Below are 15,076 nucleotides of genomic sequence, written 5' to 3'. Positions count from 1 at the left end.
CCGTGCTCACAGATTCTGGTAGTTCGGCCCGGAACCACCCTCCGGTGTGACCCAGGTGATGATCTCGTAGGGGTCCTTGATGTCGCAGGTCTTGCAGTGCACGCAGTTGGCGGCGTTGATCTGCAGGCGTTTGCCGGAGGGGCTATTGGTATCTGCGACCATTTCGTAGACGTTTGCCGGGCAGAAGCGCGTGCAGGGGTTGTCGTACTCCTGCACGCAGCGGGTGGCGCAGATGTCGGTGTCGAGCACCTTCAGATGCACGGGTTGGTCTTCGTCGTGTTCGGTGGCGGCAAAGTAGACCGCCTGCAGACGGTCACGTGGTGCGAGTTCGCGCGTGCCGTAGTCGCGCTTGGGTTGCTCGTACTCGCCGATCTTGTGCAACGCAGACCAGTCGGGCTTGTTCTTCAGCGTCCAGGGCGAGGCGCCCTTGAGCGCGGTTTCCCAAGCCGCATTGAGCAGGCCGAACCATAGGCCTTTCTTGAAACCAGGCTTGATATTGCGCACTTCTTTCAACTCGGCCATCGCATCGGAGGCGCGCAGTTTTGCGTCGAAGCCTTGCGGGGACAGTTGCGATTGCACCAGATGTTCGGCGGCCAGCATGCCGCTGCGGATCGCCTGATGGGTGCCCTTGATCTTGGGCACGTTGAGCAGGCCGGCGGTATCGCCGATCAACAAGGCCCCAGGCATGTCCACTTTCGGCAGCGACTGCCAGCCGCCGGTGACGATCGCGCGCGCGCCAGCCGACAGAATGCTGCCGCCTTCCAGCAACGACTTGATCAGCGCGTGGTTCTTCCATTGCTGGAAGGCTTCCCACGGCTGGTATTTGGGGTCGCTGTAGTCCAGACCGCTGACGTAGCCGAGCGCGATCTGGTTGTTGTTCAGGTGATACAGGAAGCTGCCGCCGTAGGTGCGGTTGTCGGCCGGCCAGCCGAGCGTGTGCACGATCTTGCCGGGGCTGACACGGCCCTCTGGCACCTGCCATAGCTCCTTGATGCCGATCGAATAGCCCTGCGGGTCGGCGTCGGCCGTGAGGTCGAAGCGTTTGAGCAGGCGCTTGGTCAGATGCCCGCGGGCGCCTTCGGCCAGCACGGTGACCTTGGCGCGGATGTCGATGCCGGCGGTGTAGCCGGGCTTGTGCGATCCATCCTTGGCCACGCCCATGTCGCCGATGCGCACGCCGATGACCTGGTCGTTGGCGTCGTGCAGGGTTTCTGCGGCGGCAAAGCCTGGGTAGATTTCCACGCCCAGCGCTTCGGCCTGCGGCGCCAGCCAGGCGCACATCGCCCCTAAGCTGACGATGAAGTTGCCGTGGTTGCGCATGCCCGGCGGCACCACCGGGAACTTGCGTGCACTGTCCTTGCCGAGAAACCAGAATTCGTCGTCGGTGGCGGCCACGCAGATCGGCGGCGGGTTGTCGCGCCAGCCGGGCAGCAGGGCATCCAGCGGACCCGGTTCGATCACCGCACCGGAGAGGATATGCGCGCCGATGGTGCTGGATTTTTCGATCACGCACACGCTGATGGCCGGATCGAGCTGCTTGAGCCGGATCGCAAATGCCAACCCGGCCGGACCGGCGCCGACGGTGACGACGTCGTACTCCATCACGTCGCGCTCGACCGTCTCTGACGCATGTGCGCCGACTCCCGCTTCCGACATTGCTCCGCTCCCGTTGGCTCGATGGCTAACGCGCATTTTCCGGGATTCGATGTGACGGCGGCAAATCGGATCGATTCATCCGGATTGCGCGGTGCCTCTCAGCGTGTGCGTGCTAGCGTTTGCCGCATGAAGATTCGGGTTGCACTGCCGCAAGCGGAGATCGCCTGGTGTCGCGGCTGGTTACAGGCGGCGCAGGCCGATATGCTGATGCAGGCGCTCTTGCAGGATGTGCGGTGGGAAGTGCACCGCATCCGGATGTTCGGGCGGATGGTGGATTCGCCGCGACTGAGCAGTTGGATCGGCGATGCGGAGGCGAGTTATCGCTATTCGGGCACCCGGTTTGCGCCGCAGCCGTGGCTGGAGGCGCTGCAGCCAGTGCGCACGCGCCTGCAGGATGAAACCGGGCATCCGTTCAACAGCGTGCTGGTCAACCGCTACCGCAGCGGCAACGATGCGATGGGCTGGCACAGCGACGACGAACCGGAGCTGGGCGCGCAGCCGCTGATCGCCTCAGTGAGCCTGGGCGCGACGCGGCGGTTTGCGTTCAAGCATCGCGACGATGCGGCGTTGAAGCAGACGCTGGAGCTGGGCCATGGCGATCTGCTGCTGATGGGCGGCGATACCCAACGCCATTACAAACACGCCTTGCCGCGAACTGCGCGCCCGGTGGGGGAGCGGATCAACCTTACCTTTCGTCAGATCGCGATGCGCGTACCCGGTGATTAAGAGCGGCTAACAAAACGTAGCGAGCGGTCGGCTGGCGGTGAGTGCAGTGGTTTTGTCGTCCGCAACTTTGTGGATGCATTCAGAAGTGCAGGTCAAATGCTGAGTGAGTCGATGGCGAGGTGCCCTCACCGCTCGCGGGACACGCCGTGAACCCGTCCATGGGGGCTCGGTGGCGGCATCCATGCCGCCACACGGTCCCGCAATCGGTGAGGACAGCGCACCAGAAAGTGGGTCGGTAGCTTTGTGAAAGGCGGACCATCTCGCTGGTTGCATTAGCTTGCTGATGCGGGCCACAANCACGTTATGCATTGCTTGCACCCTTGCACACCGACCATCTCGACTGGTCCTTGCCCGCCCACCGTCGCGGGACCTTACGCGGCATGGATGCCGCGTAAGAGCTTACAAGGACGTACTTGCAGCGTGTCCTGCGATGGTGGGCGGGCAAGGGCCCTGCAGCCAGCGAGCAGATCAACCGCTTTGCAATTGATTTATCAGCACTGCCCAATCAATTCGAGACGCTGAGATTTCGCGTGTTGCGGTTGCTTAGCGATCTTCAAGCCTAGTCAATCTAGAGCGCGGTGCCCTCATCGCTCGCGGGACACGCCGTGAACCCGTCCCTGGGGGCTCGGTGGCGGCATCCATGCCGCCACACTGTCCCGCAAGCGGTGAGGACACCGCACCAGACAGTTGGTCGGTGGTCGCGTGCAAAGCTTCTGTCGCTTTGCGCTTACAACGAACGCTGCAAGTTCTGGCTATCCTGCTGACCGGTGATCAGCGTCCAACCCACCAGCTCGGTGGTGACCTGCGTCATTGCCTGCTCGAAAGCTGCGGCAACCGTTGCGGTGTCGGTACCCGTGGACGGGCGTGCAACCAGGAAGGTGCGCGAGGCCACCACGCGCTGATCGGCGGCGTGCAGCAGTTTGGCGTTGAGTTCGATGGTGGCCGAGGGCAGCGATTGGCCCGCATAGTCCGACTCGAAGCGGCGCAGGTCGATGACCAGCTTGTAGTCGGAGCGGATGCCGGTGCCGATGCGGGCGACCGCCGCGATCTTGCCGGAGTCTTCGAACGCGCGCACCACGCTGTCTTCCAGCATGTCGGTGGCCGGCTGTGCCCAGCCTGCGCCGTGATAGACCTGCAATTCACCCGGGGTGGGGCGCACGTTGATGCGCGGGCTGTCGATGACGCGCGCGGCGCTAGGCTTGGCAACCGAGAGTTGCCAGCTGACTTGCGGCCAGGACGGGTTCGGCGTGATCCGCACGGTGGGTGCATAGATCGTGGCCGGTTTCTGGTCGCCGCCGGTCAGCAGCGAGCAGCCGCCCAGCGTCAGCAACGAGACGCACAACAAGGGACGCAACAGGCGCATGGCAGTCATTTCGGTTCGAACTCCTTGGGTGCGTCGCGGCCGAGCAGGTAGCGCGCAGGATTATTGTCCAGTTTGTCGCTGACCCGGCGCAGGTCGCGGATCAGACCGCGCAATTCGGTCAGCGTGGGCCCAAGTTGGCCGAGGCCATCGTTGGCGAAACTATTGATGGCCGCGCGGTTCTCGCCAAGGATGTTGTCGGCGTTGCCGGCGGCCGAATCCAGCTTGACCAGGGTGGCATCGAGCTTGGCCAGGATGCCCGGCAACTGCTGCACCAGGTTCTGGTCCAGCCGCTTGATGGTGCCGTTGGTGGTGGTCAGGGTGGTGTCCAGATTGCGTGCGGCATCGCGTGCGCTGACGATCAGCGCCTGCATGCCTTCGTCGCGGTCGGCGATGCCGCTGCTGATCTTTTCCAGGTTCTGCAAGGTGGCGGTGATGCTGGCCACGTTCTTGTCCGAGAGCATCTGGTCCATGCGCTCGACGATGCGGTTGGCGGTGTCGGTGATGTTCTGCAATGCCGACGGCGTGGTCTGGATGATCGGCGCGTCGCTCTTGTCGATGGTGGTCAGCGAAGGTGCTTCGGGCGTGCCGCCGGAGAGCTGGATGATCGACGGGCCGGTCAGGCTGGTGATGGCCAGCTTGGCGCGCGTATCGCTCTTGATCGGCGTGGTGGAGTTCACCCGCACGTGCGCCACGACCTGGCGCGGGTCGTTCGGCGCCAGCGTCAGCTCGGTGATCGAGCCGACCGCGATGCCGTTGTATTGCACCGGGCTGCCGACCGTCAGGCCGGTCACTGCCTCGCGAAACACCACGCGGTATTGCTGCCAGGTGCGGTCGGAGGAATATTTGGCCGCCCACAGCCCGAACAGCAGCAAGGCCAGGCCTGCCACGATGGTGAAGGCGCCGATCAGGACGTAATTGGCTTTGGTTTCCATGCTCAGGCGGTCTCGGTGGAGTCGGTCTTGGCCGCGCGCGCGGCGCGGGCGCGCGGACCGTGGAAGTATTCCTGGATCCAGGGGTGGTCGAGCTGTTCGACTTCGGCCAGCGGTGCGTTGGCGATCACCTTGCGATCGGCCAGCACCGCGATGCGGTCGCAGATGGCGTACAGCGTATCCAGGTCGTGGGTGATCAGGAACACGGTCAGGCCCAGCGCCTGCTGCAAGGTCCGGATCAAACGGTCGAAGGCGGCCGCGCCGATCGGGTCCAGGCCAGCGGTGGGTTCGTCCAGAAACAGCAGCGGCGGGTCCAGCGCCAGTGCACGCGCCAGCCCGGCGCGCTTGCGCATGCCGCCGGACAATTGCGAAGGCAGCTTGTCCAGCGCATCGGCTGGCAGGCCAGCCAGCTTGATCTTCAGCAGCGCCAGTTCGAAATACCAGCGCTCCGGGAACTCGCCGTGATGCTCTTTCAGCGGCACCTGCACGTTCTCGCCAACGGTCATCGACGAGAACAGCGCGCCGTCCTGAAACAGCACGCCGGTGTTGCGGGTGATGTGCTGACGGTCGACAAAGCGGCCCGAGCGCGCATCCGCGCCCAGCACCTGGATGCTGCCGGCGTCCGGCTCCCGCAGGCCCAGGATGCTGCGCATCAGCACCGACTTGCCGGTGCCCGAGCCGCCGACCACGCCCAGGATTTCGCCGCGGCGCACATCCAGATCCAGCTCCTCGTGCACGACCTGGCTGCCGAAGCGATTGGTCAGACCGCGCACCGAGATCGCCAGCTGGTCGTCGTCGGTATCGATCTCGGTGCCGGGATTGGGGATTTGGGATTGGGGATTGGTCACAGCAGGCTTCTCCCGAGCGCGGAAAGGCCCGCGCTTGTGCTTTGAACGAATTCCGAATCCCGAATGTCGAATCTCGGCTTCATCACCACCCCATCTTCATGAACCACAGCGCGGCGATCGCGTCGAGGATGATGACCAAGGAAATCGTCTGCACCACCGAGGAGGTGGTGCGCTCGCCAACCGACTGCGCAGTGCCGCTGACCTTCAAGCCTTCCAGACAGCCGATCAGGCCGATCACCAGCGCAAACAGCGGCGCTTTGGACAGCCCGACCAGAAAATGCCGCAACTGGATGGTGTCGTGCATGCGCGCCAGATACATCTGCGGCGGAATATCCAGATCGAACGCACCCACCGTCACACCACCGGCCAGGCCGGCGATCATCGCGATGAAGGTCAGCAGCGGCAGGGTGAAGATCAGCGCCAGCAGGCGTGGAATCACCAGCAGGTCGATCGGGTCCAGGCCCAGGGTGCGGATGGCATCCACTTCCTCGCGCGATTTCATTGCACCGATCTGCGCGGTAAAGGCGCTGGCGGTGCGCCCGGCCAAGACAATCGCGGTCAGCAGCACCGCGAACTCGCGCAGGAAGGCGATCGAGACAAGCTCCACCACATAAATTTCCGCGCCGAAGTCGCGCAGGATGGTCGAGCCCAGGAACGCGATCACCGCGCCCACCAGATACGACAGCAGCACCACCAGCGGTACCGCGTCCAGGCCGACCTGTTCCATGTGGTGCACGGTGGAGGTCAGGCGGAAGCGGCGCGGCTCGTGGATCAGCCGCGCGATCTTGACCAGGTTCTCGCCCAGAAAGCTGTTCAGCTCCAGAATGCCCTGGCCAACGCCATGCGTGGTGCGGCCCAGACGGTCCAGCGCGGCGACAAAACCATAGTCGCGTTTGGGTTTGGGGCGCTCGTCGTTGAGTTCTTCGATGGTGCACACCAGGGCCTGGTGCTCATCGCGGAAATCGATCGCGTCTTCCTTCAAACCCATGCGGCTGGCGAAGCGCAGCAACTGCAGCACGCCGGCCGAATCCAGTTGCGCGATGCCGCGCGCGTCGATACGACGAATGCCATCGGGCACGGCCTGCAGCAGTTCTGCCTGCGGCAATGCGGTCGCCAGGACCCAACTGCCGGCAAGGCGGACCTGTGCGTGATCCTGCGAGTCTTGTTCGATGCGTGGAGGTTGCGGTTTGATCATGGGTGGCCTGTCCGTGGCGCCAGCATACCGCGCCCGGCGTGAGCGAATGTTGGGGACGCTTCGCACCTGTGGCTCCGGCATGGGCGATCGGGGCGCCGGCCACGCGCACTGCGGCATACACTGGCGGTCTCGCCAGACGGCGTTGCTCCGATCCGACCCGCTACGCATGTCCGCCGCCACCCTCGTCCAACCGTCCGCCAGCGCCACCTACGCGCAGCGCGTCGCCTTCGTTTCGGAAATCGCCGGGCGCCTGCATACCTACGGCACCACCGCGCAGCGGCTGGAGGCCGCGGTGGTCGGGCTGTCGCAGAAGCTGGGGCTGGACTGCGAGCCCTGGTCCAATCCCACCGGGATTATCTTGAGCTTCAGCGACCCGACCAAGTCGATCGGCTCCAGCGACATCACGCGGGTGATCCGGCTGGCCCCGGGCGAGAACGATCTGTACAAACTCAGCGTGGCCGATTACATCGCCGACAGCGTGGCCAATGGACGCATGAGCATCGCGCAGGGGCACACGGCGCTGCGTCGGCTGGACCGCGAGGTCGACCGGCGTGGCAAGACCATGCAGGTGCTGGCCTTCGGGCTGGCCGCAGCCGGCGTTGCCGGGCTGTGGAAATTGCCCTGGCTGGATATCGCCACCGCTGGCGCGATCGGTATGTCGATCGGGCTGCTGACCCAATACACCGATAAACGCCCGGCCACCAAGGAGGCCGGAGAAGCATTGGCCGGCTTGCTGGCCGGGGTGGTGGCGACGGTGGTCGGCTCGCTGCTCGGCCCGTTGAATCTCAATACGGTGATCATCGCCTCGCTGGTGGTGCTGCTGCCCGGCATGTCGCTGACCAATGCCTTCAACGAGCTGGCCAGCCAGCACTGGGTCTCAGGAACCGCGCGCCTGGCCGGCGCGGTGACCACGGTGCTCAAGCTCACCGTCGGTGCGGTGATCGCGGTGACGCTGACGCAGCTGGTCGGCTTGCAGCCACAGCTCGCCGCGGTGCGTCCGCAGGCCAGTTGGGTGGAATGGGCTTCGCTGCTGGTGGCCGCTTATGCGTTTGCAGTGTTGTTCAAGGCCAGTCGACGCGATTATCCCTGGATCATGGCTGCAGCCATGTCCGGTTGTGTCATTGCGCGTTATGCGGGGCATGCCTGGGGCGGCCCGGCCGGCGTATTCGCCTCGGCCATGGCATTGACTGCCGCCGGTAATCTATTTGGGCGGGTGGTGCAAAGACCCGGTGCATTGATTCGTTTGCCGGGCATCATCATGCTGGTTCCGGGTAGTACCAGCCTGCGCGGATTTCTCACCCTGGTGCAGCAACAGGATGTCAGTGTCGGGCAAGCGGCACTATTGGCAGTGACCAATATCGTGATGGCATTGATGGCCGGATTGCTGTTCGGCAATCTGTTGATTCCGGCCCGCAAGAATTTATGAGGTTCAGGAAACGCGCGCAATAAAAACGCCGGCAATGCCGGCGTTTTTATTGGTTTGAATCAAGCGGCCTTGGACTTCTTGGTGGCGCGCTTGGTGACAACTTTACGTGCCGAGGTCTTCTTGGCCGGGGTCTTCTTGCCGCCGACCTTGCTGATCAGAAAGTCTTCGACTTTCTTGCCGGCGGCGGTCAATTCGGCCAGCCAGCGCGGCTGCTTGCCACGGCCGGTCCAGGCTTCCTGGGGATTGGCCGGGTTGCGATACTTCGGCGGCACCTTGCCCAGCTTGCGGCCGGCGCGCGGGCCCGGCTTGGCAGCGGCAGCGGGGCGACCCGGACCAGCGCTGGCAGTGGCGGAAGCGCCAAACAATTCTGCAATGGAATAACCATGCGCTTTTGCGGCGCGGGTCAGCTGGGTGCGGACCTTTGCGATCGGGGTGCGCTTGGCAACCACCGTCTGCTGCTTCTTCGCATTCTTGATCAGTGCACCCAACTGCTTGGCCGACAGGCCGCTAAGATCGATCGACATCACTACTCCGGAAAATGAGAGAGAAAAGAATGCCGGTCCGTGGCAGCGCTGGCCATCATAATGTCAGAAAACCCGCGTGACAAATGCGCCGAAGTAATTCGGCGCCTTGTGTTCATCTGTTTGAAGCGGGTTCGGGGTGTTTGATCAACGTTCCAGGCGGGAGAATAACCCGGCCTTATCCAGGTTTTCTGCTGCCTCGGCGGTGCGGGCGCGATATTCAAATGTGCCGGCCGCCAATCCGCGTTCTGAGACAACCACTCGATGCGGAATGCCCAATAGTTCCATATCGGCAAACATGGCGCCCGGACGCAAGCCGCGATCGTCCAGTGCGGCTTCGATCCCTGCGGCAATCAATTCGTCCAACAGCGCGCCGGCTGCGGCAATCACCTGCGGGTCCTGTTTCGGGTTGATCACGCACACCACCACCTGCCACGGCGCCATCGGCGCGGGCCAGATGATGCCGGCCTCGTCGTGGTTCTGTTCGATCGCCGCAGCCACGATGCGCGAAATCCCGATGCCGTAGCAGCCCATCTTCATCACCGCGAGCTTGCCGTTCTCGTCGATCACGGTGGCCTGCAATGCCTGCGCGTACTGGCTGCCAAGCTGGAACACATGGCCCACTTCGATGCCACGGGCCAGCCGCAGCTCGCCGCCATCGGCTGCGCGCTCGCCTTCGACGACGTTGCGCACATCGGCCACCGTGTCCGGCTCGGGCAGGTCGCGGCCCCAGTTGACGCCAGCCAGGTGCGCGCCGGGCACATTGGCGCCCACCACGAAATCGGCCAGGGCTGCGACATCGCGGTCGGCTACCACGCGCACCGGGCGCGCGGTGTTCACCGGGCCCAGGAAGCCGGGCTCGCAGCCGAGGTGGTCGCGGATTTCGGCCTCAGTGGCCATCCGGTAACCGGCAAGCCCGGCGACCTTGCCCAGCTTGATTTCGTTGACCGCGTGGTCGCCACGCACCAGTACCAGCACAAAGCCGGCCTCGGTCATCACCGCCACCGACTTGACCGTGCGCTGCAGCGCGATGCCCAGCAACTGGGCGACGTCTTCGCAGGTCTTCTGGGTGGGCGTTGCGACCTGGCGCATCGCCTCGCCAGCTTCGGCGCGCGGGGCGGGCAGGGCGGCACTGGCAGTTTCCACGTTGGCGGCGTAATCGGAAGCCGTGGAGAACGCCAGCGAGTCTTCGCCGGAGGCGGCGATGACGTGGAATTCCTGCGAGGCGTCACCGCCGATGGCGCCGGAATCGGCCTGCACGGCGCGGAATTCCAGCCCCAGGCGGGTAAAGATGCGGGTGTAGGCCGCGCGCATGTTGTCGTACTCGCGCGCCATGTCCTCGTCGGTGAGGTGGAACGAATAGGCGTCTTTCATCAGGAATTCGCGCGCACGCATCACCCCGAAGCGCGGGCGGATTTCATCGCGGAACTTGGTCTGGATCTGATAGAAATTCAGCGGCAGCTGCTTGTAGCTGTTGATCTCCTGGCGCGCGAACTCGGCCGCAGCTTCCTCGGCGGTGGGGCTGTAGCAGAACTCCTGTTCCTTACGGTCCTTGATCTTGAGCAACTGCCCGCCGAACTTTTCCCAACGGCCGGTGGCGTCCCACAACTCGCGCGGCTGGATGGTGGGGAACAGCACTTCCACCGCCCCGGCGCGGTTCATCTCTTCGCGCACGATGGCCTCGACCTTGCGCAACACGCGCAGGCCCAGCGGCGACCAGGTGTACAGCCCGGAGGCCAGCTTGCGGATCATGCCCGCGCGCAGCATCAGACGGTGGCTGACCAGCTCGGCGTCGGCCGGGGTTTCCTTGGTGGTGTGCAGGTGGAACTGGGAAAGACGCATCGGGCTTCGCTTGGGCGGAAAGCCCATAGTTTGCCAGTGTCGCGCCCTGGCGGTCATCGGCGAGGGCGCTGCGCCGTCTCGGCAGGGCGGGAAAGACCGGTGCGTGACCGGTCTGGCCAAGTGTTCTTGGCCCAAAGAGGTGTGGCCGGCGTTTTGGCGCGGCCGGTGCTGAAATCGGCGTGTGCCCTGCGTAGACGGTGGTTGGTGCGCAGCGTCCACCCAATTGAGGGCGGCCACGTGTTTTGGACTCAGGTGCCCGGGCCGCTGCTGGTCGGGGCCGGCTTGCAATAGGCCTTGGCGGCCGCTTCGGCGAGGTTGCGCTGCGCGGTGCGGGCGTCCGGGTCCAGCGGGGTGCCGGGCTTGCCGTCGGCGCCAGCGCCCATGGTCACCTCGCCCTTGCCGCTGAGCAGCTCCAGGTTGCGACGTGCGGTGAGGCAATCGGCCGATTCGGGCGTGGCGGTCTCCGGCGCGGCGATGGCGGCGGTGCCGCTGCGCGCGTCGATCCGGCGCGATTCGTAGCGCTGGCCGGACGGCGGCGGGGTTTCGGTGTAGTGAGTCACGCCCTTGGCGTCCTTCCACTTATAAAGATCGGTCGCGCCGGCGCCGGCGCTGACCAGCATCAACAGGGCGCAAAGCCCGGACGACAGCTGCATGTGGCTTCCCCTGGATGATTCCCGCGGCGATTGCAGCATCCGCGGCCTACGCTGGCAAGTGATGCCGCCCGGCGTACGCGTCAAGGGCAGGGCGCGCTACCGCCGAACGGACCTCAGGCCCTACACTTGCCGGATGGATGAAATGAGACCGCCCCCGCGCTCGCGCACGATTTACCTGCTGCCGAACCTGTTCACCACCGCCGGGCTGTTTTCCGGTTTTTACGCCATCATCGCCGCCGCCAATGGGCAATTCGTCCAGGCAGCCATGGCGGTGTTCGTGGCTGCGGTGATGGACGGGCTGGACGGCCGGGTCGCGCGCCTGACCAATACCAGCAGCGAATTCGGCGTGCAGTACGATTCGCTGGCCGATCTGGTCAGCTTCGGCATGGCCCCGGCATTGGTGATGTACCACTGGTCGCTGTCGGCGCTGAAGTACGACAGCAACGTGATGGGCCGGGTCGGCTGGTCGGCTGCCTTTCTATATGCGGCCTGCGCGGCATTGCGGCTGGCCCGCTTCAACACGCAAGTAGGCGTGGTCGACAAACGCTGGTTCATCGGCCTGGCCAGTCCGGCGGCTGCCGGCTTGATGATGGCGTTCGTGTGGGCGTTTGCTGACGACAGCCTGGGCTTCGATGGCGAGCAGCTGCGCTATCTGGCGTTGGCGATCACGGTGGTTTCTGCCTTGTTGATGGTCAGCCGAATCCGCTTCTGGAGCTTCAAGGGCGGTGCGCGTGGGCCGCGTGCCGACCGCGTGCCGTTCCTGGCGCTGGCGATCGCCACGGTGGTGATCGCGCTGCTGGTGATCGACCTGGCCCGTTCGCTGCTGGTGATCGGTGTGCTGTATGCGCTGTCCGGCCCGGTGATGTGGCTGTGGCGGCGCTGGCGGCGCGTCCCCGAGCTGCCATGAGCCCGGCTGTGATGAGCAACCTGTCATGAGCGTGCTGTCATGAGGGAGATGGCGTCCGAGCCGATGTGGTCCGATCTGCAGGTCTCGTATCTGCAGGCGTTGGGGCACACCGTGTATCTGGACCGTGACACGGTGGATGCGCTGCCTGCGCTGGCCGATGTGGTAGAGCGCGCGCCGGTAGCCGCGCCGATGCGCGTCGAGCGGGCGGTGCAGGCGCCATCGGTGGCGCACGCTGCGGCGCCTGTCGCACGTCGCACCGCACCGGCTGCACCCGCCGAGGCGCCACGTGCGCCAAACACCGCGCCGTCGGCCGCGCCGCCGCGGCGCAGTCGTGTCGGCCTGCCGGATCGTTTGCAGATCGCGTTGCTGCGCGCTTCCGGCTGCAACCCCGGCGACCCGAACACCCAGGCCTTGATGGCCACCTGGCCGCTGGCCGAGTTGCGTGGCAACCCGGCAGCCAAGCGCGCGCTGTGGCCGCAGTTGCGTGCGCTACGGCGGCGTCAGGACCCGGCGTGAGCGCATTGAACGCACCCCTGCCCACAGCGCTGCGCGCGATGCGCGAGAGCGATCTGGACGTGGTGATGGAGATCGAGCATCGCGCCTATCCGTTTCCGTGGACGCGCAACATCTTTCGCGACTGCCTGCAGGCCGGCTACCCCGGCTGGGTGATGGAGCAGGGTGGCCAGGTCATCGGCTACGGCGTGATCAGCATTGCCGCCGACGAGGCGCACGTGCTCAACGTCTGCATCGCGCCAGAAGCCCAATCGCAAGGCCATGGCCGCGTATTGCTGCGCGCACTGATCAAGGGTGCCTGCGATCGCGGCGCGCGGCGTGCGTTTCTGGAAGTACGCCCGTCCAACCCCTCGGCGATCGCGCTGTATCACTCCGAAGGCTTCAACGAAATCGGGCGGCGCCCACGCTACTACCCCTCCAACACCGGGCGCGAGGATGCATTGGTGATGGCGATCGAGTTGTTCTTCGAAGGGTTCTCCTGAGCGCCATTGGCAGTTGCTGACCGCGTTCGTCGATGGACTGCGTTGGTGACGCTTGATGTGATGCGTGCTGATGGCCGCGTGCATCCATTGCTGTTGCGCTGCAGCTCACGTGCGCAATGTCCATCGCAGCAACAGGCTGCGCTTGCGATCGGGTGCCGTTGCCGCATGCCGCCACCGACGATGTCGCCGCCCGCAATCAATCGCTTGCCGTCGCTCTGACTCAGGCTGTCGCGTGGTTGCAATCGATGGCATTGCGATGTGCGCAATTGCTGCATCCGATTGATTGCCCGTCGTGCGCGTGGTCCAACGTGCAGCGTGGCGTGCCGCGTTGATCGATGGCGGTATTTTCGCCGTACTCCAATTTTCTTTTTTGGTTGCGCTGATCGCATAAGCCCGATCGCAGTGCACGCGTTGCGTTGTCGATACGTCGCATCGCAACACGCATAAACATCGAGGAAAACACACAGCACGTGATCGCAGCGGCACACCGTACTGGACCTGCGTCCATCTGCATAGCGACTCGAATCATGCTGCGCTGCAGTGTCCTTGTCGCTGTCTCTGCGTGTCTTGAGTGCAGCGTTTTGTCTTCTCTTGGATGTCCCGCAACCGTTTGCGTGACTGCGCGTGCACATCGATGCATCGGCTAGATACAGGCCATTGCGATGCTCCTAGTATCGGCTTCGCGGAACTGAACATTACAGATATGAAAAGTATGTTCCGCGCCTTTTAGACGAGGGGTGTGCCGCCGCGCGGCGCATCGAACCTATCCGAGGGAGACATCAAGATGAAGCCGAAATTTTCAACGGCGGCCGCCGCGTCGCTGTTTGTCGGGTCGTTGCTGGTCGTTGGCGTTGCCTGCGCCGATCCTGCACTGGAAGTTGCAACCACTGGTTGGGCAACACAGAACGGTGGGACCAAAGGCGGCTCCAAAGCGGCCGCTGCCAACATCTACACGGTCAAGAATGCCGTCGAGCTGAAGAACGCGCTGAAGGCCAGCGTGGGCAGCAACGGACGCGTCATCAAGATCAGCGGCATCATCGATGTCAGTGAAGGCAAGCCCTACACCAAGACCTCGGATATGAAGGCGCGCGCGCGTCTGGACGTGCCGACCAAGACCACGTTGATCGGCATCACCAGCAACGCGGAAATTCGTGAGGGCTATTTCTACGTCAAGGCCAACGACGTCATCATTCGCAATCTCACCATCGAAAATCCGTGGGATCCGGAACCGGTCTGGGATCCGGACGATGGCAGCGCCGGCAACTGGAATGCCGAGTACGACGGCTTGACGGTGGAAGGTGCCACCAACGTGTGGGTGGACCATGTCACCTTCACCGATGGTCGCCGTACCGACGATCAGAACGGCACCGCCAATGGCCGCCCCAAGCAGCATCACGATGGCGCGATGGACGTCAAGAAAGGCGCCAACTTCGTGACGATTTCCTACTCGGCGTTCAAGTCGCACGAGAAGAACGATCTGATCGGTTCCAGCGACAGCGCCTCCAGTACCGACAGCGGCAAGCTCAAGGTGACCATCCACAACACCTTGTTCGAAAACATCTCCGCACGTGCGCCGCGGGTGCGCTTCGGCCAGGTGCATCTGTACAACAACTACCACGTTGGCAGCACCACCCATCCGGTCTACAAGTTCTCGCACGCGCATGGTGTGGGCAAGGAATCGAAGATATTCTCCGAGCGCAATGCGTTCGATATCAGCGGTGTGAGCGGCTGCGACAAGATCGCGGCCGATTACGGCGGCAGCGTGTACCGCGATCAGGGCTCGCTGCTCAATGGCAAGGCGCTGACCTGCACGTGGAATACCAACATCGGTTGGACGCCGCTGTACACCTACAACCTGCTGTCGGCCGACAAGGTCGCTGCAGACGTCAAGGCAAAGGCCGGCGCAGGCAAGCTGTAACGCGTCTGCGCCAGGCAATGCTGCGATGACTGCAGCATTGCATGAGCTCCTACAACGCCCGCAGCGATGCGGCGTTGTGCGTTTGCGCGATGTCTTC

General features: G+C 64.2%; 14 protein-coding genes. 6 read left to right on the top strand and 8 right to left on the bottom strand.

All coding sequences use genetic code 11. From position 1 onward, the window contains the following. Positions 1–6 precede the first annotated feature (6 nt). Entirely contained in the window at positions 7–1,656 is a 1,650-nt protein-coding gene (locus XcyCFBP4188_RS05815) for an electron transfer flavoprotein-ubiquinone oxidoreductase (RefSeq protein ID WP_006450373.1), read from the bottom strand. Positions 1,657–1,782: 126 nt separating this feature from the next. Between XcyCFBP4188_RS05815 and XcyCFBP4188_RS05810 the strand changes: the two genes are divergently transcribed. Then, positions 1,783–2,382 (top strand): alpha-ketoglutarate-dependent dioxygenase AlkB family protein, encoded by a 600-nt coding sequence (locus XcyCFBP4188_RS05810; RefSeq protein WP_104591778.1) that lies wholly within the window; start codon positions 1,783–1,785, stop codon positions 2,380–2,382. Positions 2,383–3,109: 727 nt separating this feature from the next. Here the strand turns inward: XcyCFBP4188_RS05810 and XcyCFBP4188_RS05800 are convergent. From XcyCFBP4188_RS05800 to XcyCFBP4188_RS05785, 4 genes are all read right to left on the bottom strand, one after another. Next, positions 3,110–3,754 carry an ABC-type transport auxiliary lipoprotein family protein gene (locus tag XcyCFBP4188_RS05800; RefSeq protein WP_006449065.1) on the bottom strand — a complete coding sequence of 215 codons (645 nt, stop codon included), beginning with the start codon at positions 3,752–3,754 and terminating at the stop codon, positions 3,110–3,112. Further along, positions 3,751–4,677 (bottom strand): MlaD family protein, encoded by a 927-nt coding sequence (locus XcyCFBP4188_RS05795; RefSeq protein ID WP_006452289.1) that lies wholly within the window; start codon positions 4,675–4,677, stop codon positions 3,751–3,753. The genes XcyCFBP4188_RS05800 and XcyCFBP4188_RS05795 overlap by 4 nt, the downstream gene beginning before the upstream one ends. A gap of 2 nt (positions 4,678–4,679) precedes the next feature. Then, positions 4,680–5,522 carry an ABC transporter ATP-binding protein gene (locus tag XcyCFBP4188_RS05790; RefSeq protein ID WP_006452290.1) on the bottom strand — a complete coding sequence of 281 codons (843 nt, stop codon included), beginning with the start codon at positions 5,520–5,522 and terminating at the stop codon, positions 4,680–4,682. An 82-nt stretch (positions 5,523–5,604) separates the two neighbouring features. Further along, positions 5,605–6,834: an MlaE family ABC transporter permease gene (locus XcyCFBP4188_RS05785; protein WP_172839259.1), complete on the bottom strand. Its 1,230-nt coding sequence runs from the start codon at positions 6,832–6,834 to the stop codon at positions 5,605–5,607. A gap of 49 nt (positions 6,835–6,883) precedes the next feature. Here XcyCFBP4188_RS05785 and XcyCFBP4188_RS05780 point away from each other — a divergent pair, with 49 nt between their 5' ends. Next, a complete protein-coding gene (locus XcyCFBP4188_RS05780; protein WP_104591777.1) occupies positions 6,884–8,143 on the top strand; it encodes a threonine/serine exporter family protein in 1,260 nt (419 codons plus the stop codon). A 59-nt stretch (positions 8,144–8,202) separates the two neighbouring features. Here XcyCFBP4188_RS05780 and XcyCFBP4188_RS05775 read toward each other — a convergent pair whose 3' ends face one another. The 3 genes from XcyCFBP4188_RS05775 to XcyCFBP4188_RS05765 form a co-directional block, all read right to left on the bottom strand. Continuing rightward, positions 8,203–8,667: an H-NS histone family protein gene (locus tag XcyCFBP4188_RS05775; RefSeq protein ID WP_006452293.1), complete on the bottom strand. Its 465-nt coding sequence runs from the start codon at positions 8,665–8,667 to the stop codon at positions 8,203–8,205. A 144-nt stretch (positions 8,668–8,811) separates the two neighbouring features. Then, positions 8,812–10,506 carry a proline--tRNA ligase gene (locus tag XcyCFBP4188_RS05770; RefSeq protein WP_006452294.1) on the bottom strand — a complete coding sequence of 565 codons (1,695 nt, stop codon included), beginning with the start codon at positions 10,504–10,506 and terminating at the stop codon, positions 8,812–8,814. A gap of 248 nt (positions 10,507–10,754) precedes the next feature. Then, on the bottom strand, positions 10,755–11,159 hold the full coding sequence (locus tag XcyCFBP4188_RS05765) for a DUF4124 domain-containing protein (RefSeq protein ID WP_006452295.1): 405 nt from the start codon (positions 11,157–11,159) through the stop codon (positions 10,755–10,757). A 133-nt stretch (positions 11,160–11,292) separates the two neighbouring features. On the opposite strand from XcyCFBP4188_RS05765, the gene pssA reads away from it, so the two are divergent. The 4 genes from pssA (at position 11,293) to XcyCFBP4188_RS05740 (ending at position 14,979) form a co-directional block, all read left to right on the top strand. Further along, positions 11,293–12,066, top strand: a complete 774-nt coding sequence (gene pssA / locus XcyCFBP4188_RS05760; RefSeq protein WP_023902531.1) for a CDP-diacylglycerol--serine O-phosphatidyltransferase — start codon at positions 11,293–11,295, stop codon at positions 12,064–12,066. 39 nt (positions 12,067–12,105) lie between these two features. Beyond that, positions 12,106–12,582, top strand: coding sequence for a hypothetical protein (locus XcyCFBP4188_RS05755; protein WP_006452297.1), 477 nt, complete (start codon positions 12,106–12,108; stop codon positions 12,580–12,582). Beyond that, positions 12,579–13,061: a ribosomal protein S18-alanine N-acetyltransferase gene (rimI, locus tag XcyCFBP4188_RS05750; RefSeq protein ID WP_023902533.1), complete on the top strand. Its 483-nt coding sequence runs from the start codon at positions 12,579–12,581 to the stop codon at positions 13,059–13,061. Before XcyCFBP4188_RS05755 ends, rimI begins: the two co-directional genes overlap by 4 nt. 784 nt (positions 13,062–13,845) lie before the next feature. Next, a complete protein-coding gene (locus tag XcyCFBP4188_RS05740) occupies positions 13,846–14,979 on the top strand; it encodes a pectate lyase family protein (RefSeq protein WP_006452299.1) in 1,134 nt (377 codons plus the stop codon). Positions 14,980–15,076: the final 97 nt, after the last annotated feature.

The organism is Xanthomonas hortorum pv. cynarae (assembly GCF_002939985.1).
In the GTDB taxonomy this organism is placed as follows: Bacteria; Pseudomonadota; Gammaproteobacteria; order Xanthomonadales; family Xanthomonadaceae; genus Xanthomonas; species Xanthomonas hortorum_D.
Note: the sequence above shows the minus strand (reverse complement) of the source record. Positions and strands in the feature narration are given on the sequence as shown.